22 protein-coding genes are annotated in these 24,549 nt (G+C 66.9%); 8 read left to right on the top strand and 14 right to left on the bottom strand.

Going from position 1 to position 24,549, the window contains the following annotated elements:
• Nucleotides 1-106: 106 nt before the first annotated feature.
• Genes ASE59_RS14095 through ASE59_RS14080 form a run of 4 tightly spaced genes read right to left on the bottom strand, consistent with a single transcriptional unit; the run spans nt 107 to nt 9,058 of the window.
• On the bottom strand, nt 107-1,741 hold the full coding sequence (locus ASE59_RS14095) for an endo-beta-N-acetylglucosaminidase (RefSeq protein ID WP_156360091.1): 1,635 nt from the start codon (nt 1,739-1,741) through the stop codon (nt 107-109).
• The gene (locus ASE59_RS14090; protein ID WP_056457469.1) at nt 1,738-4,182 is read right to left on the bottom strand and encodes a beta-mannosidase; all 2,445 of its coding nucleotides are present in this window, start codon (nt 4,180-4,182) and stop codon (nt 1,738-1,740) included. The genes ASE59_RS14095 and ASE59_RS14090 overlap by 4 nt, the downstream gene beginning before the upstream one ends.
• On the bottom strand, nt 4,179-7,175 hold the full coding sequence (locus ASE59_RS14085) for a GH92 family glycosyl hydrolase (protein ID WP_082458466.1): 2,997 nt from the start codon (nt 7,173-7,175) through the stop codon (nt 4,179-4,181). Before ASE59_RS14085 ends, ASE59_RS14090 begins: the two co-directional genes overlap by 4 nt.
• Entirely contained in the window at nt 7,172-9,058 is a 1,887-nt protein-coding gene (locus tag ASE59_RS14080) for a sodium:solute symporter family protein (RefSeq protein WP_200913294.1), read from the bottom strand. The genes ASE59_RS14085 and ASE59_RS14080 overlap by 4 nt, the downstream gene beginning before the upstream one ends.
• A gap of 202 nt (nt 9,059-9,260) precedes the next feature.
• On the opposite strand from ASE59_RS14080, the gene ASE59_RS14075 reads away from it, so the two are divergent.
• From ASE59_RS14075 to ASE59_RS14055, 5 genes are all read left to right on the top strand, one after another.
• A complete protein-coding gene (locus ASE59_RS14075) occupies nt 9,261-10,250 on the top strand; it encodes a LacI family DNA-binding transcriptional regulator (protein ID WP_056457459.1) in 990 nt (329 codons plus the stop codon).
• Between the two features lie 86 nt (nt 10,251-10,336).
• Nucleotides 10,337-11,245 carry an ROK family protein gene (locus ASE59_RS14070; protein ID WP_235515786.1) on the top strand — a complete coding sequence of 303 codons (909 nt, stop codon included), beginning with the start codon at nt 10,337-10,339 and terminating at the stop codon, nt 11,243-11,245.
• A gap of 17 nt (nt 11,246-11,262) precedes the next feature.
• Complete coding sequence (locus ASE59_RS14065) at nt 11,263-13,596, top strand: GH92 family glycosyl hydrolase (RefSeq protein WP_056457451.1); 2,334 nt, start codon at nt 11,263-11,265, stop codon at nt 13,594-13,596.
• A gap of 222 nt (nt 13,597-13,818) precedes the next feature.
• Nucleotides 13,819-14,934, top strand: coding sequence for an alpha/beta hydrolase family esterase (locus tag ASE59_RS14060; protein WP_082458464.1), 1,116 nt, complete (start codon nt 13,819-13,821; stop codon nt 14,932-14,934).
• Nucleotides 14,935-14,971: 37 nt separating this feature from the next.
• Nucleotides 14,972-15,355, top strand: coding sequence for a YraN family protein (locus tag ASE59_RS14055; protein WP_056457583.1), 384 nt, complete (start codon nt 14,972-14,974; stop codon nt 15,353-15,355).
• A gap of 106 nt (nt 15,356-15,461) precedes the next feature.
• On the opposite strand, the gene ASE59_RS14050 is transcribed toward ASE59_RS14055, so the two are convergent.
• From ASE59_RS14050 to ASE59_RS14035, 4 genes are all read right to left on the bottom strand, one after another.
• Nucleotides 15,462-15,968 carry a hypothetical protein gene (locus ASE59_RS14050; protein ID WP_056457447.1) on the bottom strand — a complete coding sequence of 169 codons (507 nt, stop codon included), beginning with the start codon at nt 15,966-15,968 and terminating at the stop codon, nt 15,462-15,464.
• A 147-nt stretch (nt 15,969-16,115) separates the two neighbouring features.
• Nucleotides 16,116-16,985: a general secretion pathway protein GspK gene (locus ASE59_RS14045; protein WP_056457444.1), complete on the bottom strand. Its 870-nt coding sequence runs from the start codon at nt 16,983-16,985 to the stop codon at nt 16,116-16,118.
• Nucleotides 16,982-17,515 (bottom strand): type II secretion system protein GspJ, encoded by a 534-nt coding sequence (locus tag ASE59_RS14040; protein ID WP_056457441.1) that lies wholly within the window; start codon nt 17,513-17,515, stop codon nt 16,982-16,984. Before ASE59_RS14040 ends, ASE59_RS14045 begins: the two co-directional genes overlap by 4 nt.
• Nucleotides 17,512-18,531: a hypothetical protein gene (locus ASE59_RS14035; protein ID WP_056457438.1), complete on the bottom strand. Its 1,020-nt coding sequence runs from the start codon at nt 18,529-18,531 to the stop codon at nt 17,512-17,514. Before ASE59_RS14035 ends, ASE59_RS14040 begins: the two co-directional genes overlap by 4 nt.
• Nucleotides 18,532-18,548: 17 nt before the next feature.
• Here ASE59_RS14035 and gspN point away from each other — a divergent pair, with 17 nt between their 5' ends.
• On the top strand, nt 18,549-19,241 hold the full coding sequence (gspN, locus tag ASE59_RS14030; RefSeq protein WP_235515781.1) for a type II secretion system protein N: 693 nt from the start codon (nt 18,549-18,551) through the stop codon (nt 19,239-19,241).
• A gap of 4 nt (nt 19,242-19,245) precedes the next feature.
• Here the strand turns inward: gspN and ASE59_RS14025 are convergent, their stop codons facing one another.
• Together ASE59_RS14025 and argH are read right to left on the bottom strand one after the other, a co-directional pair.
• A complete protein-coding gene (locus ASE59_RS14025; RefSeq protein WP_056457435.1) occupies nt 19,246-19,482 on the bottom strand; it encodes a hypothetical protein in 237 nt (78 codons plus the stop codon).
• Nucleotides 19,482-20,843, bottom strand: coding sequence for an argininosuccinate lyase (gene argH, locus ASE59_RS14020; protein WP_056457432.1), 1,362 nt, complete (start codon nt 20,841-20,843; stop codon nt 19,482-19,484). Before argH ends, ASE59_RS14025 begins: the two co-directional genes overlap by 1 nt.
• Nucleotides 20,844-20,964: 121 nt before the next feature.
• Between argH and ASE59_RS14015 the strand changes: the two genes are divergently transcribed.
• On the top strand, nt 20,965-21,453 hold the full coding sequence (locus tag ASE59_RS14015; RefSeq protein WP_321163230.1) for a TlpA disulfide reductase family protein: 489 nt from the start codon (nt 20,965-20,967) through the stop codon (nt 21,451-21,453).
• A 112-nt stretch (nt 21,454-21,565) separates the two neighbouring features.
• Here ASE59_RS14015 and ASE59_RS14010 read toward each other — a convergent pair whose 3' ends face one another.
• The 3 genes from ASE59_RS14010 to ASE59_RS14000 are packed head-to-tail and all read right to left on the bottom strand — an operon-like array spanning nt 21,566 to nt 23,474.
• Nucleotides 21,566-21,901, bottom strand: coding sequence for a hypothetical protein (locus ASE59_RS14010; RefSeq protein WP_056457426.1), 336 nt, complete (start codon nt 21,899-21,901; stop codon nt 21,566-21,568).
• Between the two features lie 34 nt (nt 21,902-21,935).
• Complete coding sequence (locus ASE59_RS14005; RefSeq protein ID WP_056457423.1) at nt 21,936-22,280, bottom strand: hypothetical protein; 345 nt, start codon at nt 22,278-22,280, stop codon at nt 21,936-21,938.
• Nucleotides 22,281-22,325: 45 nt separating this feature from the next.
• Nucleotides 22,326-23,474: a phospholipase D-like domain-containing protein gene (locus tag ASE59_RS14000; RefSeq protein ID WP_056457420.1), complete on the bottom strand. Its 1,149-nt coding sequence runs from the start codon at nt 23,472-23,474 to the stop codon at nt 22,326-22,328.
• Nucleotides 23,475-23,599: 125 nt separating this feature from the next.
• Between ASE59_RS14000 and rpoZ the strand changes: the two genes are divergently transcribed.
• The gene (gene rpoZ / locus ASE59_RS13995; protein WP_055758348.1) at nt 23,600-23,944 is read left to right on the top strand and encodes a DNA-directed RNA polymerase subunit omega; all 345 of its coding nucleotides are present in this window, start codon (nt 23,600-23,602) and stop codon (nt 23,942-23,944) included.
• Nucleotides 23,945-24,163: 219 nt separating this feature from the next.
• On the opposite strand, the gene ASE59_RS13990 is transcribed toward rpoZ, so the two are convergent.
• Nucleotides 24,164-24,544, bottom strand: coding sequence for a winged helix-turn-helix transcriptional regulator (locus ASE59_RS13990; RefSeq protein WP_056457417.1), 381 nt, complete (start codon nt 24,542-24,544; stop codon nt 24,164-24,166).
• Between the last annotated feature and the right edge of the window lie 5 nt (nt 24,545-24,549).

Raw genomic sequence — 24,549 nt, 5'->3', positions numbered from 1 at the left:
CGCCGCGCATGTTGCCGCCGCCGCGATCGATCTTCCGTCGATTCGTACCGCCGCATGATGTAATCGATTACATGCATGGCGTCCGGCGATTATGTCAAGCGTCTTTCTAATCGCCGCAGCCCGCCTCGATCGTAATTCGGCCGATGTTGATCGGCTGATGCGCGGCGCGTCCGATGTTCAGCGAGACACGCGCTTCCGCCGTGGGTGCGCGAACACACCAGCTTGTTGCCTGCCATTCGGTCGACACAGGCAAGGCGCGCATATGGTTGCCCACGCGTAAGGCGTAACCGGTTCCACCACGGGAAACCGCGGTGATCCTGACCGTTCGCGGCAGGCGCAACGCATATAGCGGCACCGACGTCCGGCTGCCCGATCCGTCGGGGGCGATCCGCAGCGACGACCCGCCGTCAAAGGGACGATCAAAATCATAGTCGGTTACCGCCGGTCGGTTGCCGATCGTCGCGAATTGCCATGTCGGCAATACGTCCTGCCGCGCCATGTCATGCCACGCTCCGCCGACCACCTTACCCTCGCGGGCGTCGATACGGCCATGGCCGGTGTTGAAGCTGGTGGTGAACGGCAGGGTCGGCACGATACCATGGGTCGGCGCCAGCGACGATACGCCCGTCCAGCCGATGCGTGCCGGGTCGGCCATGTTGCGGGTGTCGCCGGCGAACAGCCGCCGTTCGGCATCGTAGAAGCGCGCGACGTCGCGCGGGTCGTGATCGAAATTGCTGAAGCGCGGCGTGCGTGCATCCCCCGGGAAATCATACCCGAAATGAGGGGCGAACAGCGCGATCGATCCGAGCGCCCGCCCACCCGGCCGTTCACGCAGCGCATCGAGCCATGCGGTATTCCGGAACGCCGGCTGGGCATTGCGCGCGGGCCATAGATCGGCACCGATGAACAGGTCGTGGCGGCTGCGCCCCGACCGTTCCGCGAGGGTCGCGCCGTCGATCAGCCCCTGCCGCGTCCAGTCGTAATTCAGGAACATCGCGTCCGCCGTTCGCCGCGCACCGTCCTGCAGGAACCGCAGATTGGCGTGGGTCAGCGCATTCTGCCAGACGACACGGCCATCGGGCAGCAATGCATCATACCAGTGGATCGTCATCGTCGGCGGAGCGATCGCGCGCAATTCGGCCATGAAATCGATCATCGCCTGCCCGTCGGCGCCATCGGTTTCGGCATTCACGAACCAGCCGTCGAATCGGTAATGGCGTGCGATCCGCACGAGTTGCGTCGCCGCCGGAAAATGTCCCCGTGCATCGCGGCGCAGGAACGACGCGACGGTGTTCGGCGACCCGCCCCATGCGACCGGTGCGAAGAACACCGTACCGATCACCGGCACCCCGTTGCGATGCGCCGCCTCCACCCAGCCGCGCGCCGGCAGGTTGATCCCGCGATCGGCGGTGCCGGCGAACCATGCGAACAGGTCGATCTGCGGCCAATGGCTGAAGGTATAGCCGTTGAAGCGCGCGCCAGCCGTCGGCTGTCCGCCCAGCACGTTCATCCCGTCGGGTGCATACAACACCCGCACCTGCGGATCGATCGCCCGGTTTCGCCCGATCGGCGCCACGCGGAAGCGCTGCGCAAGCGGCACCCGCGCGACCTGCCCCGGATCGGCGGTCGGCCCGTCCGGGGCCCAGCGGAGCAGTTCGTCGACGCCGAGCGCCAACGGCGCGCCCTGTGCGACCGCCGGCGCGCTCGCCAATAGGGCAAACATCGCGGCCAACGCCCTCATGCCGGTTCGATCCAGTCGACCATACTGGAAACCGATACCGGCGCATCGGCCGGCAGCAGCCCGTGGCGTAGCGGAACATGACGCTCCTCCCCCGGCAGCAGGTCGAAATAATTGTCGGCAAGGTTGCCATGTCCGGCATCGACGACGATCCGAACCGCGCGGGCGAACCGTTCGGCGCGGACGACGACCGCGCCATCCTCGACCCATGCATGCAGGGCCGGATCGGGTAATCGGCAGTTTACGGGATCGGCCAGCATTCGGACGTATCGCGCAAGCTCTTGCCCGTCGCTGACGACCCGGCCGATCAGCAGCTTCGCATCGCTGGCGGCAGCTGCGGGAACGCGTGCGAAGACGGCGGCGTGGTTGCCGGTGATCGTCACCGGCGCCTGCCACCGCCACGTCGCCACACCGTCGTAATCGATCACTTCGAGCAGCAGCTCGGCATCGACCGTATCGACCCGGTCCGATATGATATGGATGTCGAACCCGTCGGCGACCGCCTCCGCCGACAGGATCAGCGGCGCGAACGAGCGTGCCGCCTGATAGTGCAGCGCTTTCCACCGGCCATAATAGTCGATGCTCGACCACGATATCGCCGGGAAACAGTCGTTGAACTGCCAATAGAGCGAACCCATGCAATAGGGCATCGCCCGCCGGTGCGCCTCGAACGCGATGCGCAGCCCATCTGCCTGGGTCAGCTGGCTGAGCGTACAGAAGGCGGCGAAGTCGCGCGGTTGGCCATAATGTTCGCGCAGGAACCGGCCGATGATCGCATCGCCGCGCGGATGCTTCTGGTGCAGCGCCAGCACGTCGGACCCCACCACCCGGTCGGCGGGGTCGGTGAAGCGTTCGACCGACGCGATGTCGGGATAGGACTGGAAGCCATATTCGCTCATGAAGCGTGGAATGCGCTTCGCATAGGCGTCGAGCGGTTCCTCGCCATGCCAGACGCCCCAATAGTGGCTGTCGCCGCGCACATCGTCGGCGGGATCGTTCCAGAAACCGATCGGCGACGATGCCATGTAGAACCGGTCGGGATCATGGTCGGCGACCAGATCGCGCAGCACCCGTTCGAACAGGTCGCGATTGCCCGCGACCAGCCGGTCGAACAGCCCGTCCGGATAGGCAAAGGTCGTCGGCCAGTTCCAGTGCGCGACGCCCAGCGCCACTTCGTTGTTGCCGCACCACAGCGCCAGCGAGGGATGCCGTCGCAGCCGCCGGATCTGCTGCCGCGCCTCTTCGGCGACATTGGCGAGGAACGCCGGATCGAAGGGATAGAGCGTGCAGCTGAACATGAAATCCTGCCAGATCAGGATGCCGTGTTCGTCGGCCAGATCGTGGAACAGGTCGCTTTCATAGGTGCCGCCGCCCCAGACGCGCAGCATGTTCATATTGGCGTCGACCGCGTCGCGGAACAGCTGCCGATATCGCCCGGGCGTCACCCGTTCGAGGAAGCTGTCCGACGGGATATAGTTCGCGCCCTTCATGAAGGTGCGGCGGCCGTTCACCTCGATCTCGAAACATTCGCCGATCGCATCGGGTTCGTTGCGGACCCGGATGGTGCGCAAGCCGACGCGCGTCGTCGCACGATCGATCACGCCGGCGTCGTCGGACAGCGTCGCGGTGAAGCGATAGAGGAACGGATCGCCCAAGCCGTTCGGCCACCAGCGACGCGGCGCAGCGATGACGACCCGCGCGGTCGCCTTGCCCGCCCCAGCCGCGACCCGCACCGGCGCGACCCCGGCCACGTCGCAGGCGATCTCGACGGTGCCGCTGCCATCCAGTTCGACATCGAACGTCACGACCGCCTGCGCATCGTCGAGCGCATCGATGCGGTACTGAAGATCGACGATCCGGCCGCGCCGCACGACGTCCAGCCACACCGGGCGCCACACCCCGGCGGTGATATATTTCGGGCCCCAGTCCCAGCCGAAATGATAGGGGGCCTTGCGGACATGGACGCTGGCTCGCGCGACGGTCTTGTCGTTTTCCGCCGGGTAGCAGAACCCGTCCGCCGCCCGGCGCGCCTCGCCATAGCGCACGGGCGAGCGGAAATGCAGCGCCAGTTCGTTGGCACCGATCCGCAACCGGTCGCGCACGTCGATGCGATAGGTGCGGAACATATTGTCGGCCGACAACAGCGCCGCGTCGTTCAGCCGCACGTCGCACAACGTGTCCAGCCCGTCGAACACCAATGCCGCACCATCGCCGGCCAGTTCGTCAGCGGTCACGTCGAAGGTGCAGCGATATTCCCAATCGGCCCGTTCGATCCATTCGAGCCGCGGTTCGACGTCGCCGAAATAAGGATCCTCGATCAGCTTGGCACGCCACAGGTCGGTGAAGTTCGACCCCGGCACCTGCGCCGGCAGCCAGTCGTCCTGCCCGAACTGACGAAAGGTCCAGCCGCTGTCGATCGCGCGGCGGGTCGTGGCAGGCGTCATTGCAGATTGATCTCGTCGAGGAACAGCCAGGCCGGCTTGCCCGGTGCTTTGAGCGAGGGCGGCATATCGCCCCCGGCGGTCGCGGCCACCCGGTAATAGCGATAGGGTCGCCCGGGCAGCGGTATCGCGATCCGTTCGACCTTCTGCACCACGCCCCGCCACGGACCGAGTGCGTGCTGGCCGATCGGCACCATGTGGTCGGGATCGTCGCCGGCCAGCACCTCGATCCGGCGCGGCGGCAGGATGCCGTTCATAGCATCGTCGAGATAGCCGATCGTCAGCGTCCGCGCCGGTCTCGCCCTGCCCAGATCGATCGTTGCGGTCATGTCGCCGACCCGCCCGGTCCATTTCCTGTCGCCATAGGCCGGACCGCCGGTGATGCCGTCAATCAGCATCGCGCCGTCCTTTGCCCCATAGCCGATCCCGTCTTCGGCGACCGCGATACGCGGGAAGCCGGGTGCCGATCCTTTCAGCAGGCTGCGGACATAATGGCGTTCGAGCGTCGTGCTGCGCCCCCGCGCGTCGAACGCCGCGGCGCGCAGCACCGTGTCGCGATCGATCCGCACCGGCGTGGTATAGCGCGGCGACTGCCCGGTCGGTTCGCCGCTATCGCGCGTCGTGCGGATCGTCCTTCCCGCCGCCTGCAGCGTCACGTCGCGCGTGACCGCGAAGCGCGGATCGTCGACCGGGTCATAGGGTGCCCAGGGCGCACGCTGCACGATCGGCACCGGCGCCTTGTCATCGAACGCGCCAAGACTGCTGTCCGCCGCCCCCGTGCCCCAGCGCGACGGCGTGTCTCCCATCACGAACCGCAACGTACCCCCGGCAAGCAACTGCGCATGGGTCAGATAGCTTTTGGTCAGTGTCTGCCCGTTCAGCGTCGCCGACCGGACATAGATGTTGCGCGGCGACAGCCCGTCCGCCTCGATCGTGAAACGTCGCCCGCCCGGCAGCGTCACCGTCGCGCGACGGTGATAGGGCGCACCGATCTGATAGGTCAGATCACCGGGCGCGACCGGGTAGAGGCCGAGCGTGCTGAACACATACCATGCCGACATTTGGCCGAGGTCGTCATTGTTGACGAGGCCGCCGGGCCGGTCCGAATACATCTCGCGCAGCACGCGGTTGACGTAATATTGCGTGCGCCCGGGCTGTCCGGCGAGGTTGAACAGATAGGGCATCTGATGCCCCGGTTCGTCGCCATGACCATAGCGGCCGACGAACCCCGACAGGTCGACATGCTGTTCGCCGCCGATCGGGGTCGTGTCGCGGAAGATCCGGTCGAGCCAGTCGCCATAGGCCGCCCGCCCACCGTGCAGCCGGATCGCCGCTGCCATGTCATGGGGGGTATAGGCCGAATAGGCCCAGATATTGCCCGACACGTAATGGCGGTTAAAATCGCCCCAGTCGTCGCGCCGCATCGGTGCCGGACGACCATCGGCCAGTCGCGGCAGCAACCACCCGCTGGCAGGATCGAACAACTGTCGCCAACCCGTCGCCCGCGTCGCGAACAATTCGGCATCGGCGGTGCGACCCAGCTTCGCCGCGACCTGCCCGATCGTCCAGTCCTCGTAATTCTGCTCGGTCGTCTTCGACACCGAACTGGCGACGTCGGCAGGCACGAAGCCATAGCGCAGATAGCCGTCCATGCCGTTCAGGTCATAGACGTTGCTGTGCTTGGTCCGGTCGAACGCGCTCGCCCGGATCGCGGCATAGGCGCTGGCCGGATCGACGCCCGGCAGCCCCTTTATGACCGCATCGGCGATGATCGACACGATCGGATAGCCGATCATCACCCGGTTATCATGCCCGACCGCTTCCCAGCTCGGCAGGACCAGCCCGGCATCGCGGTGGCGCGACACCATGCTCGCGACGATCGACCCCGCCTGATCGGGATCGACGATCGTCAGCAGCGGATGGACCGCGCGATAGGTGTCCCAGTTGGAAAAATTGCTGAACTGCGGGATGGCGGAGCGCAGCACGCGCCCTTCGACCCGGTAGTCGCCGGTCACGTCGGACACCAGATTGGGCGCGATCGCGGCGTGATAGCCGGCGGTGTAGAAGACGCGCTTTTTCGAGGGGTCGGGTTCGTCGATGCGGATCGCCGACAGCCGCCGGCTCCACGCACCCTGCGCCGCGCGGCGGACGGTATCGAAATCCTTGCCCTCGGCTTCCGCCCGGAAGTTGGCGAGCGCACCTTCCGCCGAGGCATGCGAGATCGCCACCGCCACCTCGACCTGTCCCACGTCCTTTCCGAAACGGACATAGGCGCGGCGGGCCGCCCCCTCGCCCTGAACGCCCGCGACCGGCCGGTCGGTTTCGGTGAGTTGCGCGGCCACGAACGGCTGGGAGAAGCGCGCCACGAAATAGACGGTGCGCCTGCCCGCCGACGAGCCGACCGTCCGCCGCCAGCCGCGAATTTCGCGGTCGGACACGACCTCCAGCCCTGCCTCCAGCGCATGGTCGTCACCCACCGCATGGATCGGATCGATCACCACATAGCGATCGGCCGCGCCGTTGAAGCGATAGCGGTGGAAACCGGTGCGCAGCGTCGTCGTCAGTTCGACATCGACATCGGCGTCGTCGAGATGGACGCGGTAATAGCCCGCCTGCGCCCGTTCCCGATTATGCGAGAAGCGCGATCGATAGCCGCTGCCCGGCCGGTCGAGCGCACCCGCCGCCGTGCCCGCCACCCGCGTCGGCATCAGCAATATGTCGCCCAGCGCCCCCAGCCCCGCGCCGCTGATATGGGTATGGGCGAACCCGTCGATGACGGTGTCGGAATAATGATAGCCCGACGTCCATTTCCACCCGTCGCGGGTGTTGGACGGGCTGAGTTGCACCATCCCGAACGGCAGCGTCGCGCCGGGAAACACATGGCCGTCGCCATCGGTACCGATCATCGGATCGACCCACTGCACCGGGTCGTCGCCGTTCTGCGCCATGGCCGGAATCGCCAGCGCCAGCAGCATCGCCCCCGCCAGCATCCTCATGCCCGCACCCCGGCCGGGCCGTCGGCCATATCCTCGGGCCAGTCGGCAAGGCGCCGATACCAGGTCCGCCACAATATTCCTCCACACAGGGTCACCACGACCAGACACGCGGCCATGGCGACGAAATTCTTGACCACCAGGAACACCGGCGTCGCGACCAGCGCGGTCTGCATCAGCGTGCCGACGACGATGTTGAAGGCGTTGCGCGGCAAATCGCGATTGGGCTGCGCCGCCGGGTTCTCCGCCTGCAACAACGCCTGCACCGGCCCCCAGAAACCCCATGGCCGCACCTGCCGGTAAAAGCCTAGCAGCACCGCCGGATCGGTCGGCTTCGTCATCAGGCTGGCGGCGATGGCGACGGCCCCCGACACCAGGATGATGAGCGGGAACAGATAGAGCGGCAGGATCGCCCCGGCGTGCGGCAACAGCGGCCCGAACAGGAACGGAAACGTCAGCGAACAGGCGATACCCGCGACCATGCCCGCGAAATAGCCTTCGCCGTTGAAGCGCCACCAATACCATTTGATGACGTTGGACACGGTGTAGCCGCCCCACAGCCCCGACACGATCCATTGCAGCGCGTCGTTGATCGACGCGACGAACAGCCCGATGCCCATTGCCAGCAACACGACCGCGACCGACACCGCATAGCTCAGCCGCACCAGCAGCCGCTGCGACGCATCCGGGTTCACGTACCGGCGATAGACGTCGTTGACGATGTAGAGCGGCGCGGCGTTCAGGCTGGAGGCAAAGGTCGCCATGAACGCCGCGAGCAGCCCGGTGACGATGACCCCGCGGACACCGGCCGGCATGAACGCCTGGATCGCGGCGGGCAGCAGATTCTCGAAATCGACCTTGCCGCCCGATGCCAGGTCGAGCCGATCGACGAACACCAGCGCCAGCACGGTGAACCCTGCGATCATCAGATAGCGGATCGGCATCAGCACGACCGACACGAAACCGGTCACCTTCGCCGCGTCGCGCGGGGATCGGGCCGCCAGCACCCGCTGCATGTCATAGCTCGGCGCCGGCCCGGCCGCGCTCTTCAGGATGCCGGAAAACAGCATCATCATCATCAGCGCGGTGAACAGTTCATAGCCGTCGCCAGCGATCTTCGCCGCCGCCTCGGGCCGGATCGCGCTCCAGTCCAATCCCAGATGCCAGCCGAAGGCGGGGCTCATCCACCCCGCCGGCGTCGCCGCCGCGATCTGTTCGGGGGTGACCATCATCATCGCCATGCCCGCGACGAAGAAGGCGGCCAGCGTCATGATCGCGAATTGCAGCACGTCGGTCCACACGATGCCGGGCAGCCCGCCCAGCACGACGTAGATCGTTACCAGCGTCGTGAAGAACACCGCATAGGCGACCGGCACCTGCTCCGGCGTCAGGCTCAACCCCAGCGCCGGACCGATCGCCTCCCATGGCAGGAACAATTCCATGAACTTGCCGATGCCGACGAACGCATAGACGAGGAAGCCGACGACGCAGATGACCGAGAACAGCACGACCGACAGATGCGACAACCGGCTGCCGCGATTGTCGCCGAACCGGAACAATATCCATTCCGCTCCCGACCGCACGTTCGACCGCCGCAGCCAGACGGCTAAGTATGCCATCAGGAAAATCTGGTTGAACACCGGCCACAGCCACGGCAGCCAGATGCTCTTCATCCCGTACAGGAACAACAGCGTCGCCAGCCACATCGTGCCCGAAATATCGAACATGCCCGACGCATCCGACAGGCACAGCAGATACCAGGGCATGCGCTTGTTGCCGAGATAATAGCTGTCGATGCTCTCGGCGGCGCGGGCGCGGACCTTCAGCGCGATCGCCAGCGTCGCCACCAGATATGCGAGCACAATCAGCCCGTCGATCGGCGCCAAACCGCCCTCCCCGCCTCCGGGTCCGCTGTCGGACCACTGCATTACCCAAAGCGTAGGGCAGCATCGCCACTTACGGCAAGTAAATAATGTAATGGATTACATGGCGGACTGACCGTATGCAGGAAGGCCGCCCGGTCCGGCGGGGGCGCGCTTGACTTGGGACAGGCGGTGGGCAGAACGATCGGGCGGGGGTGTACCGGGCATGAGCAGTATCATCGACGTCGCCAACGCGGCCGGCCTGTCGACGGCCACCGTCTCGCGCGCGCTGCGTACGCCCGAAAAAGTGACCGAGGCGACCCGTGCCCGGGTAATGGCGGCGGTCGCGGCGGTCGATTACCGCCCCAACCTGCTGGCGCGCAACCTGCGCTCCGACCGCTCCTTTTCGGTACTGGTGCTGGTGCCGGGCATCGCCAACCCGTTCTTCGCCAACGTGACCGCCGGCATCGAATCGATCGCGTGGCGGCGCGGCTATTCGGTTTTTCTGGGCGACACCCGCGATTCCCGAGACCGGGAGGCGCATTACGAACAACTGGTCGAAACCCGCCTCGCCGATGGCGTCATCCAGCTGTCGCCCGACTACGGGTTCAATGCGCGGCAACGTGCCGCCAGCTATCCGATCGTCCATGCCTGCGGCTGCGAACTGACCCAGGCGCCATCGGTGCGGATCGACAATGCCGGTGCCGCGCGCGAAATGGTCGAACATCTGATCGCCGCCGGCCACCGCCGGATCGCGACGATCAGCGGACCGCCCGCCAATCCGCACGCGGTCGACCGGATGAAGGGGTATCGAAGCGCGCTCGACGCGGCCGGCATCGTCTTCGATCCGGCGCTGGTCCGGTTCGGCGACTGGACGATGGCATCGGGCCACGCCGCCGCGTCCGAATTTCTGGCACTGCCGCAACGCCCGACCGCGTTGTTCAGCATGAACGATGAAATGGCGATCGGCGCGATCCAGGCCACCACCGCCCGCGCGTTGCGCGTGCCGCATGACATGGTGATCACCGGCTTCGACGATATCAGCTTCGCCGCCCACTCCACCCCGTCGCTGACCACCATCGCCCAACCGGCCGAGGCGATGGGCGCCAAGGCGTGCGAGATCCTGATCGACCGGATCGAGGGCAAATCGGCCGACGATACCGTCCATGTCCTGCCCCACGCACTGATCGTCCGCCAGAGCAGCGCTACGATTTAGGCTTGGTTTCGGCCGATGTAATGGATTACACGAACCGTAGGCGATGGCGAACCGGCCGCGCAGCACAACGGGGAGAGCGCGTGCCGATGATCGTCGGGGTCGACATTGGGGGCCATCATGTCGCAGCCGCGGCGCTGGCGGCCAACGCGCCGGGCGCGTTGCTGCCCGGCAGTTTCCGGCACGACCCCTGTACCCCCGATGCCGATCGCGACACGCTGATCGCCGCATGGGCCGATGCGATCGATGCGGTGATCGACCCGCTCGGCGCCGAACGGGTCGTCGGCATCGGCATCGCCATGCCCGGACCGTTCGACTATGTCACCGGGGTCGGCCACTTTGCCGGCAATGCGAAGTTCACCGCGCTGAACGGCGTCGATATCGGTGCGGCCCTCGCCGCCCGGCAACGCTTTCCCCGGCCCGTCCGCTTCCTGAACGACGCCACCGCCTTCGCGGTCGGCTGCGTCGCGATCGGCGCAGTTCCGGTGCACGGCAATGTCGTCGGCGTTACGCTGGGCACCGGCTTGGGATCGGCATTCCTGCGCGATGGCATTCCGGTGATCGACGGGGACGACGTCCCGGCGCACGGGTCGCTGTGGCACCTCCCCTTTGGGGAGAGCATTGCCGACGACCATGTCTCCGCCCGCTGGCTGACCGCGCAGGTCCGCGACCGGCTGGACGGGATCGACACCATCGTCGCCGGTGCCGATGCGGCTCGCGCCGGCAACACCGATGCCGCGGCGATCTTTACCGAATATGGCGCCAGTCTCGGCACGATATTGTCGCCTTGGGTCGCGCGGTTCGGCGCGCAAGCGGTCGTGCTCGGCGGGCGCATCTGCGGCGCGTTCGACCTGTTCGGCCCGACATTGTCCGACGCCCTGCCCGGAACCCGCATCGCCGTGCACAGCGATACCGAGGATGCGGCGATCATCGGTGCGGCCGCCACGTTCGACGCCCGCTTCTGGGACCGCGCCCGCCACCATCTGCCGACCCGTTGAGAAAGAGGACCGCCCCCATGGCCCTGCCCCGCCTGACCACCGCCGCCACCGCCCTGGCGCTGATCCTCGGATCGACCGTTCCGGCCACCGCGCAGGATCGCCGTGCCGACCCGGTCGATCTGGTCAACCCGTTGATGGGGACCGATTCCACCTACGAACTGTCCTATGGCAACACCTATCCGGCGATCGCGCTGCCATGGGGCATGAACTTCTGGACGCCGACCACCAACAAGGCGGGTGACGGCTGGGCGTACCGCTATCGCGACAACAAGCTGTGGGGGTTCAAGCAGACCCACCAGCCCAGCCCGTGGATGAACGATTACGGTGCCTTCTCGCTGATGGCGATGACCGGCGCGCCGAAACTGGCCGAGGCCGATCGCGCGTCATGGTATTCGCACAAGGCGGAGGTAGCGCGCCCCTATTATTACAGCGCCTACCTTGCCGATTACGACACCACCGTCGAAATCGCCCCGACCGAACGCGCCGCGCAATTCCGCTTCACCTTTCCTGAAAGCGACCAGAGCTGGATCCTGCTCGATGCATTCGACAAGGGATCGGCGGTCACCATCCTGCCCAAGCAGCGTCGGATCATCGGCTATGCCCGCAACAACAGTGGCGGCGTGCCCGCCAATTTCAAGAACTACTTCGTCCTCGAATTCGACCGCGACTTCACCGTCGCCGACACCTTCGGCGATGGCTTCAAACGCCAGCCGGGCGTGACCACGGCCGAGGGCAAGCGCGTCGGTGCGCTGATCGGCTTCCGGACGCGCAAGGGTGAACAGGTGAACGTCCGCGTCGCCTCCTCGTTCATCAGCGCCGAACAGGCGCAGTTGAACCTGACCCGCGAACTCGGTCGCGACGGTTTCGATACCACCAAGGAGAAAGCGCGCGCGACATGGTCGTCGCTGCTGAACCGCTACAAGGTCGACGATCCCGATCTCGACAATGTCCGCACCTTCTATTCGGCGCTCTACCGCACGCAGCTGTTCCCCCGTCGCTTCCACGAATATGACCGCGCCGGGAAAATGGTGCACTACAGCCCCTATAACGGGCAGGTGCTGCCGGGGCCGATGTTCACCGACAACGGCTTCTGGGACACGTTCCGCGCGGTCTTCCCGCTGTTCACGATCATGGAGCGCAAGCTCGATGGCGAGATCATGCAGAGCCTTGCCAACGCCTATCGCGAATCCGGCTGGCTGCCGGAATGGGCCAGCCCCGGCCACCGCGACGTGATGATCGGGTCCAACTCGGCAGTGAACATCGCCGATGCCTATCTGAAGGGCATTCGCGGCTACGACATGGAAACGCTGTACGAAGCGATCAAGAAGAACGCGACGACCAGCGTCGGCCGCCCCAAATCGGCCGATGGCAAGACGATCAGCGCCGTCGGGCGCGAGGGCGTCGAATATTACAACCGTCTCGGCTACGTCCCCTATGACGTCGGCATCAAGGAAAACGCCGCCCGTACCCTCGAATATGCCTATGCCGACTTCACCATCGCTCGCCTCGCCGAAGCGCTGGGCAAGTCGGACGACGCCGCGATGTTCCGCGCACGGGCGCAGAATTATCGCAAGCTGTTCGACGCTTCGGTCGGCTGGATGCGCGGCCGCAATCAGGACGGCAGCTTCCAGACGCCGTTCAACCCGCTGAAATGGGGCGATGCCTTCACCGAAGGCAATTCGATGCATTACAGTTGGTCGGTGTTTCAGGACGTGCGCGGCCTGATCGACCTGATGGGTGGCGACCGTGCCTTCGTCGCCAAGATCGATCAGGTGTTCGACAGTCCGCCCAAGTTCGACGACAGCTATTACGGCTTCACCATCCACGAAATCCGCGAGATGCAGATCGTGAACATGGGCAATTACGCCCATGGCAATCAGCCGATCCAGCACATGATCTATCTCTACGACTATGCCGGCGCACCGTGGAAGGCGCAGTGGCATGTCCGCAACGTCATGCGCCGCCTCTATGCCGCGCAGCCCGATGGCTATCCGGGCGACGAGGATAACGGCCAGACATCGGCATGGTATGTGTTCAGTGCACTCGGCTTCTATCCGGTCACGCCCGGCGCGAACCAGTATGTCATCGGATCGCCGCTGTTCCGCCACGCCGAACTGGCGCTGGAAAACGGCAAGCGTTTCGTGGTCGAGGCGCCTGCGAACAGCACCGCCAACGTCTATATCCAGTCGGCGACGCTGAACGGCCGCAGGCTCGACCGCACATGGCTGTCGCAAGACGAGATCATGGCTGGCGGCACGCTGCGCTTCGTGATGGGCCCGATCCCGAACAAGGCATGGGGCACCGGACCCGGCGCAGTACCCTATTCGATGTCGACCGAACGGACGCGGTGATGCAGGGCGGCTGAAAATCGGTACCGGGCGAATGGACAGATCGGTCCGTACGCGGTGGCGTCGCGCACCCATACCCGCGTCACGCTGCTAACAATGCCCGGCCAAGGCAATTCGCCTCGGTCCGGAACAGTCGGATTTCGCTTTCCCATTGTGCAATGCAGCATAAGGACCATATCCTGTCCGGGCGGCCAGCGGGGTGCCGCGACGGCAAGGCTTTCGACCATGGTTTCGCTCTCCACCACCATCGACCGCCTGTCGCGGATGCAACAGCAAGGCGCGCGGCCGGGCGGACCCGACCGGCTGCACGATCTGACCGGCTTCGCCCCCGATCCCGGAAATCTGCGCGCGCGGACGTACGTACCCTCGGGCCTGAAACCCGGCGCGGCGCTGGTCGTGGCACTCCATGGCTGTACGCAGGATGCGGCGGTCTATGACCATGGCACCGGTTGGTCGACGCTCGCCGACGCGCAGGGCTTTGCCGTGCTGTTCCCCGAACAGCGCCGCGCCAACAACGCCAATATGTGCTTCAACTGGTTCGAGACCGCCGACATCGCGCGCATCGGTGGCGAGGCCGAATCGATCGCGGCGATGATCGATGCGGCGGTCGCGGCGCACGGCATAGATCCGGCAAAGGTCTTCATTACCGGACTGTCGGCCGGCGGGGCGATGACGGCGGTACTGCTGGCGACCTGGCCCGAGCGCTTCGCCGCCGGCGCGATCATCGGCGGCCTGCCCTATGGCACCGCGATCGGCGTTCGCGCCGCGCTGGAGCGGATGCGCGGGCAGGGCTTGCCCAGCGCGGACGGCGCCGCCGCTGCGGTGCGCGCGGTGGCGGGGCCGACGCGGATGCCGCGCGTCGCCGTCTGGCACGGCACCGCCGACACGACGGTCGTCGTCGCCAATATGGACGCGCTGATCGATCAATGGCGCGGCGTCCACGGCCTGTCCGCCGCCACGCCGCATCACAGCGCCCAGCCTGGCTGGCAGCACCGCGTGTGGAGCGACGCGGCCGGCACCCCGCTGGTCGAGGAATGGCGGGTGCTAGCGATGGGCCACGGCGTGCCGATCGACAGCGCCAGCGGCATCGGCGCGGCCGGCCCGTTCATGCTCGACGTCGGCCTGTCGAGCACGATCGAGATCGCGCGGAGTTGGGGACTGGTCGCTGCCGTCGAACAGCCTGCCGCCGCCGAACCCGCCGCCACGCCCACTTCCACGCCCGCACCGCGCGGTGCGAAGCTCGAACGCCTCACGCCCGAACCCGGCGTTACCGACCACGCCGCCGGTACGGTGCAGGCGACGATCGAAAAGGCATTGCGTGCCGCCGGCCTGATGCGCTGACTTGCCGCGCCGCGTCGGTCGCGGCACAACCGGCCACGTGCTCGCCCGCCCGCCCCGCCCCCGTTCGCGCGCCTCGCGCGTCGCCGCCGACGATGCCGGACGGCGCGGTGAGCGCATCGCCGGCTGGTGGCTGCGGCTGAAGGGCTGGCGCATCCTCGCCCGCCGCGTGCGGACGAAAGCAGGCGAGGTCGACCTGATCGCCCGACGCGGATCGATCGTTGCCTTCGTCGAGGTCAAGACGCGAGCGACCGCCGCCGACCTCGACCATGCGATCGACGAACGCCGTCTGGCGCGCGTGGCGGCAGCTGCGGAGATACTGGCGCCGACCTATGCCGAGGGCTGCGACATCCGCATCGACGTCATCCTGCTCGCGCCACGCACCGCGCCGCGCCATATCGAGAATGCGTGGATCGGGTATTGAATTGCGTTTGGGCAGTTGTCGCCCCTTACGCACGTTCGACAACTCTGCCGTCAGTCGCTCGGTTAGCCCCCGAAAACAAAGCCGCACCAATCCTCGACAAGCAAGTTCAATTGGCCACGAAATAGCGCATCCGATCTGTAAAGTAGGAAACTGCGGCGTCCAAACCGTCGATCCTGAATGTGTTGATTGCCGGCGTCGATCTGCAAGCGAGTTTGGCCTGTCCGAGCCACGCATTTACGTCAGCGCGCAGTCTCTTCTGGACTGCACGACGGGACAGCTGCAACCATCGCTTTACCTCCACGGAGTAGGAGGCTTGAAAGTCGCTCTCGCCAAGACATCTCTCGATATCGAACGATATGACGACGGGGCCGCCCTGCGTCCAGCTCGCTTGCAAAGTGTTTGGCGCATCGCCTTGCGGCAAAATCACAGAAGGGTCGTTGCCTTCCGTTCCGGACAGGCTGGAGATGCTTACAACGTGCCACGCTCCAAACGTCTTTCCGGTCGGCTGAGAGGCTGAGGCCGCCCCACTCGTCACCAGAACGACGAGGAAAAGGAGCGCTCGTATCTGTCGATATTGTACCAAAGGCAGGAAGTCCGCCAACCACCCGATCATACCATCCCCCCTTTCCTACAACCGCCAAGCCTGCCACCATCACCGCTGGCCGCCATTCGCGCTCGCTCTTTGACACCGCTGTGCCGCTCCAAACACGACATGCGCACCAACTGCGTGCAAGTGTGAACTTTGTGAACTTTGGCCGATTTACCCGCCAAATCCCGGCACTTCCGGCGGAATGGCCGCGTTGCGCCAGCGCTCGACCGGCACCGTCGACACGCCCTGATCAGTCTTGACCCGCTGGATCAGCGTCGCGCCCTGCTGCACCGTCCCGCCGATCGTCGCGCGGGTGCGGACCCAGTAGTGGTCGGACTGGAAGCGCGTGCCGCCCGGTGCGGTCACATCCTCGCGCGCCAGATCGTCCTTCGACAGATAGCCTTGCCGGTTGCGCAATGCGATCAGCCGCTGCGCCTTGTCGGGATCGAACAGCACCGCCATCAATTCGGGCGTCGCCGCATTCAGGTTGATCGCGGTATCGCCGGGCAGCGCGGTCACCATCCGCGCCAGCAGCGCCGCCTGTTCGCCCGGCAGGAAGACGGCGAGCGGCCGCAGGTCCTGCACCGGACCCTTTTCGCGGATCAGCGCGATCGCCGCGACCGCCTTCTCCTCCTCGATCCCCGCCGCGCGGGCGATGCGCAGGAACAGCAGCTGCGGGATCGGGTCCAGTTCGCGTCGCACCGAATTGACGTTGAAGCGCCCCTCGGCATCGGCGATGGCAAGGTCGAACCGCCCACCCTCGATCGCGATGCCGTTCTCGCTGATCGCGCCCCATGGCTCGCCCGGATAGTCCGCCTCGGGCGCGACCCGCGCGTCGCGCTGCAACGCCGACAATGCCGACAGTTCGCCGCCACGCACCACCGCCAGCGCCCGCGCAGCCTCACGCGAACGGATCGACCGGTCGAGCGCCACCTCCTCGCGGTTGATCATCAGCAGGACGAGGCCGCTGGCAATCGCCACGAACATCAGCACGTTGACGAGGATCATGCCCGCCTCGCGATCGGGCACCGGGCGGGTCATGCGGCCTTGGCCGGGATCGGCAACGTCACCACCCGCCGCAAATTGCCGCCGCCGGGGCCGCCGACCTGCAACTCGACCACCACCGCGCGCGGCCAGTCGAGCGAGCGGTCGGGCGCGGGCGGCCAGCTGTCCAGCCAGCCGCCGTCGAAATAGCGCCAGCGCGCCGCCGTCACCTGATCGAGCACCAGTTGCGCCCGGCCATCGACCACGCGCAGCAACTGCCCGTCTGTCACCCGGTAGCCGACCCTGATCGCCGGCCCGCCCAGCCCCGGCGCACTGCGCCTGAACCGCAGCCCCGCCGCATCGCCGCCCAGCGGCCCCGGCGCGATCTGGTCGAGGTCGCTGGAGATCACCACCATCGCACGTTGCAGATCGGCGACCCGGTCGAGCCGCGCCTCGGTCCGCCCGTCGACGCCGATCACGCTGTCGACCAGCGCCAGCCCGGCGACCGCGATCAGCGCGAACAGGCCCAGCGAGATCATCAGTTCGAGCAGGGTGAAGCCCGCTTCCCCCGACCGCCGTGGGGTCATGCGCCGCGGCTCTCCGCCACCTTCTGATAGACGCCGTTGGTGGGGACGAGGATCGCGAAGTCGCGCGCGCAGCTCCCGTCCGATCGGAAGCGGACCCGTCCGGTCACTCCGTCGAACCCGGCGTCGCGCAACACCCCTTCGCGGGTCATCGCATCGGCCTCGCGCAGCGTCTTCGCGATCATCGCCGCGTCGTTGCCCAGCGCCGCGATCGCCCCGGGCCTGCCGCCGTTGCGCGCGGCATATTCGGTGGCGAAGGTCGCGAAGCGTTCGGGATCGGGGCTGGCGATCCACGCCCCCTCCAGCGCGCCGACCGCGTCGGGGCGATAATCAAGCGCCTGCATCGTCGCCAGCAACTGCATCCCGCGAGTCTTCAGCATGGGCGCCAGCGCCACCGCCGCACCCGGCACGAACGCCGCATCGGCTTCCAGCCCCGCCGGCAGCGTGCCGTTGGCCAGCGGCACGACGGTGATGGTAAGCCCCAGATCGGCCTCCGCCGCCTTGGCCGCCGCCACCGATGCCCGCGCCCATGGCGTGGCGTCATCGACCGCCAGCACCCGGCGCACCCCGCGCGACCGGGCATAGCCAAGGATCGCCGACGCCGCCTGTGCCGGGGTGATGCCGAACACGAACGCCCCACCGCCGCGCGCCGCCGCATCGTTGGTCAGCGCCACGACCGGCACCGACACCGCAGCCGCCACCGCGCGCGTTTCTTCGGCGGACAGCGGCCCCAGCAGCATCGTCGCCCCGCCCTTCACCGCCGTCCGCGCCGCCCGCACCGCGCCCGCCGCGCTGCCGCCGGTATCGACGACCGACAGCGCGCTGGCATCGGTTTCGGCGAGCCTCGCCGCATTCGCTATGCTAAGCCCCAGACCGCTTCGGTCTCCGGTCAGCGGAACCAGCAACGCGGCGGAGCGCTTGGCCCGGCGTGCAGCCAACAGGGGGGAGGCGGCCCATGCCGCGGACGACAGCAGCATCGCATCCCGGAACAGCCCAAGCGTCGAACGTCGCGATCGCATCACCGAGTCTTTCGAGGTTGCAGGCACGCCGGCACAGTATCCGCTTCGCCGCGCTCGGCATAGCCTCGTTCGTGGTCGCGATCGTCGCGACGCTGCCCGCCAGCCTGATGATCGGCAACAATGACTGGCGCAGCGGGGTCGGCGGCACCGTGTGGAACGGCGAAGTCGGCATCGCCGGGGGCAGCCGCCTCGAATGGCATTTCGCGCCGCTTCGCAGCCTGACCAGCCTTGGCTTCGCGGTCGACTGGACCGCGACCGGTCCCGACACCGATCTGGGCGGGCAGGCGCTGATGCGGCCGGGCGGGGTCCGGCTCGACCGGGTTACGGGGTCGGCCGACGCGTCGCTACTGGCGGCGCTGCAACCCAATCTCCCCTTTGCCTGCGACATGCCGTGGCAGGTCGACATCCCCGTCCTCTCGACGATCGCCGGGTCGGCGATGGCCGAGGGTCGCGTCGCGATCGAACCGGGCAGTTGCGTGACGCGGCCGGGCAATGTCGCGACGCCGACCCCGGCGGTGTTGCTGACCGCCGAGCATATCGGCCAGCAGTCGCGCATCCGCCTCGTCCCCGACGGTCAACGCCGCCGCACGCTGATGGACGCGACGATCAACGAGGACGGGACGCTGCGCTTCGCGATGACCGGCGACGGCGCGGCGATGCTGCCCTTTACCGGCCTGCCCGCGGGCGCCAGCGTCCAGGGCAGCTTCTGACCAGTTAGCGCGGCGGCAGGGCGAAGGGGTCGTCGCCGCGTTCCTTCGACTCGGTCAGCAATTCGTCGCTGCGCGACGGGCGTTGCTGCGTCGTCGGGTTCAGCAGATCGGCCGAGGTCGGCGTCGCGGTCGCGCCATAGGGTGCGGGCGGCAGCGACGCGTTTTCGCGCGGGCGCAGGTCGCGCCGCTGCCCGCACCCGGCCAGTGCCATTGCGACGGCGAGGAGCGCGACGGCACGCATCACTGCCCCCGCGCCACGGCAATGGCTTCGCGGACCCGTTCGGGTGCGGTGCCGCCGAAGCTCTTGCGGCTGGCGACCGAGGCATCGACGCTCAGCACGTCGAAGATGCCGGCATGGATGCGGTCGTCGATACCGGTCAGGTCGTCGATGGTCAGCCCGTCGAGGCGGCAGCCCTTCTTCTCGGCCAGCTTGACCGCGCGGCCGGTGATGTGATGCGCCTCGCGGAACGGCACGCCCGCTTCGCGGACCAGCCAGTCGGCAAGGTCGGTGGCGGTCGAAAAGCCGGTCTCCGCCGCCGCGCGCATCCGGTCCGGGCGGAAGGTCGCGCTTTCGACCATGCCGGTCATCGCCGCGATCGATAGCGCGAGCAGGTCGGTCGCCTCGAACACCGGCGGCTTGTCGTCCTGCATGTCCTTCGAATAGGCGAGCGGCAGGCCCTTCATCGTCACCATCAGCGACGTCATGCAGCCCATGATCCGCCCCGAATGGCCGCGCACCAGTTCGGCGGCATCGGGGTTGCGCTTTTGCGGCATAATCGAGCTGCCGGTCGACCATTGGTCGCTGAGCGACACGAAGCCGAACATCTGCGACGCCCAGATCACGAATTCCTCGGCCAGCCGCGACAGGTGCAGCGAGCATTGCACGGCGGCGGTCAGATATTCGATCGCGAAGTCGCGGTCGCTGACCGAATCAAGCGAATTGACCGTCGGCCCGGCAAAGCCCAGCGCCGCCGCCGTCGCATGGCGATCGAGCGGAAAGCCGGTCCCGGCCAGCGCCGCCGATCCGAGCGGGTTGTAGTTCAGCCGCGCCCGGCAATCGGCGAAGCGCCCGCGATCGCGCGCGATCATCGTGTGATAGGCCATCAGGTGATGGCCGAGCGTCACCGGCTGCGCGACCTGAAGGTGCGTGAAGCCGGGCATGACGGTGGCGGCATGTTCCTCGGCGCGCACCAGCAGCGCCGCCTGCAACTGCCCGAGCGCCGCGTCGACCGCGTCGATCGCGTCGCGGGTCCACAGCCGGAAATCGGTCGCGACCTGATCGTTGCGCGAGCGTGCGGTATGCAGTCGCCCGGCGACGGGGCCGATCTTCTCGGCCAACCGCGCCTCGGTCAGCATGTGGATGTCTTCGAGCGTCAGGTCGTCGGGCACGCCCTGTTCGGCATAGTCGGCCGCCACGGCCTCCAGCCCTTCGAGGATCTTCGCTACGTCCGCCGCATCGACGATCCCCTGTGCGCCCAGCATCGTTGCGTGCGCCTTGGACCCGGCGATATCCTGTCGCCACATCCGCTTGTCGAAGGGGATCGATGCGTTTATCTCACGCATCACCGCCGACGGGCCTTCGGCGAAGCGCCCGCCCCACATGCTGTTGGAGCCTTCCATGCGCCCGGTAATCGCGCTTCTCCTTGGACTGAGCCTGTTCGTCGGCGCTTGCGATAAGCGAGCTGCCGCGCCGGAGCAAGCTGCTGCGGAAGGCGACGGCACCGTGCCCGACGTCACCGCCCCCGCCAACGACACCGCCGCCCCGCAAGCGGCGGCAAAGGTCGATCGCAGCCACAAGGGCGAGGCGATGCCCGCCTATGCATTCCAGGATGGCGCGGGGAAGGCGGTGACGCTCGCCGATTTCCGCGGCAAGCCGGCGCTGGTCAATCTGTGGGCGACGTGGTGCGCGCCGTGCGTGCACGAAATGCCGACGCTCGACGCGCTGGCGGCGCGCGAGAAGGCGTCGTTGCACGTCCTGACCGTGTCGCAGGACATGGAGCCGGCCAAGGTCCAGCCGTTCCTGACCGAGCGGAAGCTGACGAATCTGATCGCCTATCGCGATCCCGACCTGCAATTTTCGACCGGCATGGGCGTCAGCCTGCCGACGACGATCCTCTACGATGCGGCGGGCAAGGAAGTGTGGCGGGTGACCGGCGGCATGGACTGGGCCGGCGCCGAGGCAGCGAAGCTGATCGGCGAGGCACGGGGCTGACAAATTCGTCATTCCACGCGCAGGCGGGGAATCCATTGCCGCTATCGTAACGGATTTAGCCGAAACGTCAGCGTCCATGGATCCCTGCCTTCGCGAGAGTGACGACGAGGCATTATCGATCCGGCGCCCTTTCCGCTGGCGGCACCCCGGCCCCTTCGCCGGGCACGTCGTCGTCAAAATTCTCGCCCTGCGCACCGCCGCCGGCATTGGCGCCGCTGCCATGGACTTCGCCATCGGCGCTGATCGAGGCACGTCTACCGGCTTCCGGCGGGATTTCACGGCCGTCGTCGGCTTGGGTCGGGCTGGCGGGACGGCGTTCCGCTGCGGCCTGTTCGGCCTGCCGTTCGCGATCATATTCCTGCCCCGAATAACCGTCTGCCCGGTCGAAGGCGTTCAGCGGTTCGGTGCGTTCGGGATCGACCTCGGGATGCGCGGGGGTGTCGGCCATGGCAATTCTCCTTGGCCGACATAACCGCTTGCGATCAGGCGACGTTCCCTTCGACCGGCGGTTTGGCGCGCGGTTCGAACCGGTCGCGCAGGCGCAGGCCGATGAACAGCATCGTCGGCCAGAACATGGTGTTCAGAATGTCGAGCGACGTATCCTCCCACCGCCACGATCCCCAATAGATCCGGTCGAGCACCTCATTGGCCAGTTCGGCCAGCGCCACCACGGCCAGCGGCACCGGAGTCGACAGGCGATAGCCGGTGACGATGCGGGTGATCAGCAGTACCGCCATGCCGGCATGCACATGGAGCAGGCTGTCGGCCATACCGGTACCGTCGCCGATCGCCTGGATCAGCCGGGCGTAGAGTGCGGGTATATCCATGCGCGCCCGATGGACCGCACGGCCGCGAGTCACAAGCGGTTTGCGCTAATCCCGGTTAAGCCGCGCGGTGACCTGTGGGTCGAGGACCGACATGATGAAATACGCCCCGGCCTGCTTGACGCGCGCCCACCAGCCGGATCGTTCGCGGTGCAGTTCGCGCGTGATCCGCTGCGAATGGGCGACCTCGCCGTCCATATAGGCGCGCAGATGCGCCGCGAACGCCGCATCTTCCACCCGCAGCATCAGTTCCATGTTCAGGAACATCGAGCGCACGTCGAAATTGGCCGATCCGATATGCACCGCATCGTCGGCGAGGAAGAGTTTGGTGTGCAGCTTGGTCGGCTGATATTCATACACTTCGATCCGGTGGCGCAGCAGGTTGCGATAGGTAAAGCGCGCCGCGAGCAGGGCGATGGCGTGGTCGGTCTTGGCCGGCACGACGATCCGCAGGCGGGTGCGCTGCGCCGCCTTGTCCAGCCGGCGGGTCATCAGCGGCCCCGGCGCGAAATAGGCGGCGATCATGTCGATACGCTCGCTGGTGCGGATTTCGTGCTTCACCGTCCGCGCCCAGGGCGACAGCCGCCGTGACGGACCGCCGAGCAACCAGCGGATCGGGCCGCTATCCTCGCTCCATTGCCGCAGCATCCGCGACAATTTGCGTAAGGGTGCGCCGGACAGCGCGGTCCATGCCTTCAGCGCGTCAAAATATCCGGCCAGCCGCCCCGCCGCCGGCCCCTCGACCAGCAGGCCCAGATCGCGCCACGCCTGTTGCTCGACCGTGCCGAAATAGGCGTCTTCAATGTTGAAGCCGCCGACGATGACCCGCGCTTCGTCGGCCAGCGCCAGTTTCTGGTGATTGCGCAACAGATAGCGCCGCCCGATCCGCGGCACGAACACACAGACATCGCCGCCCGCCTCCCTGAGCGGCCCGAAAAAGCCGCGACTGGCCGCCGCCTCCGCGCCCAGCCCGTCGACGATCAGCGCGACGCGTACCCCACGCCTGGCCGCTGCGACCAACGCATCGCGGACGCGAGTACCGGCCGTGTCCTCTTCCCAGATATAGAACAGGATGCGCAGCGAGCGGCGCGCACCGGCGATCATCGCCAGCAACGCATCGAGCCGCGCCGGCCCTTCGGTGAGCAACTGCAGGCGGTTTCCGGCCACGGTAAAAACAGGTTCGCCCGCGCCGTCCATGCCCTCTCCCATCCGTTGCCATGGCGTAACGGCCGGCGCGGTGGCGAGTTTCATTGACTTTCGAACCGGTGCCGCGTAGGCAGCCTGCTTTCCGATACCCTCCGTTCTTGCAAGGAAGGCGTTTCATGGCGCGCGTCACCGTCGAGGATTGCGTCGACAAGATCCCCAACCGTTTCGACCTGGTGTTGATGGCCGCCCAGCGCGCCCGCCAGATTTCGGGCGGTGCCGAACTGACTCTCGATCGCGACCGCGACAAGAATCCGGTCGTGGCGCTGCGCGAGATCGCCGAGGAGAACATCACCCCTGATCACCTGCGCGAATCGGTCATCACGTCGATGCAGAAGGTGCAGATCGACGACGAAGAAGCACCGGACGAACTGGGTTCGCTGGCCGCGTCGGCCGAGGCACTGCGCCTCACCGCCGCCGCGCCGCCGCGCAACCAGAATGTCGGTGGCGATTACGACGGCTGACGCTGTCGGATCGATGCGATCAAAGGGGCGGTCTTGCGGGGCCGCCCTTTTTTGTTGGAAGTTTTGCGCGCTGGCGATCGTAGCATGAACTTGCTCCCCTCCCTGACAAGGGAGGGGTCGGGGGTGGGTCGGCCCATTATGGGAACTGCACCCTTCCTCGCAAACCAACCCACCCCCAGCCCCTCCCTTGTCAGGGAGGGGAGCAGGTTCGGCCCGCTTTCAATCCCGCCGCGCCCCCGGCCTACTGCCTAGCGCGTCAAGCGCGTCGGCATTGCGCCGGCCCCAGTCGTACAGCAGCGTCACCGGCTCGACGAAGCGCTGCCCCAACACCGTCAGCCGATACTCGACCGCAGGCGGTATCACCGCCTGTACCTCGCGCGCGATCAGGCCGATCGCCTCCATCTCGCGCAGCGTCTGCGTCAGCATCTTCTTGGATATACCCGGCAGGCTGCGCAGCAACACGCCGGTCCGCGCTGCGCCACCGTGTCGGGCGTGGAGCGTGTGCAGCACCATGCTGGTCCATTTGGTCGCGAACAGCGACAGGACGCGGCGCGGGGCGCAATCCTCGCGCCATTCGGTTTCGTCCGATCCGGGCTGCATGACTG

Origin of the sequence: Sphingomonas sp. Leaf10 (genome assembly GCF_001421245.1) — a bacterium.
In the GTDB taxonomy this organism is placed as follows: Bacteria; Pseudomonadota; Alphaproteobacteria; order Sphingomonadales; family Sphingomonadaceae; genus Sphingomonas.
The sequence above is the reverse complement of the archived record's forward strand: the minus strand, read 5'-3'. Positions and strand labels throughout refer to the sequence as shown.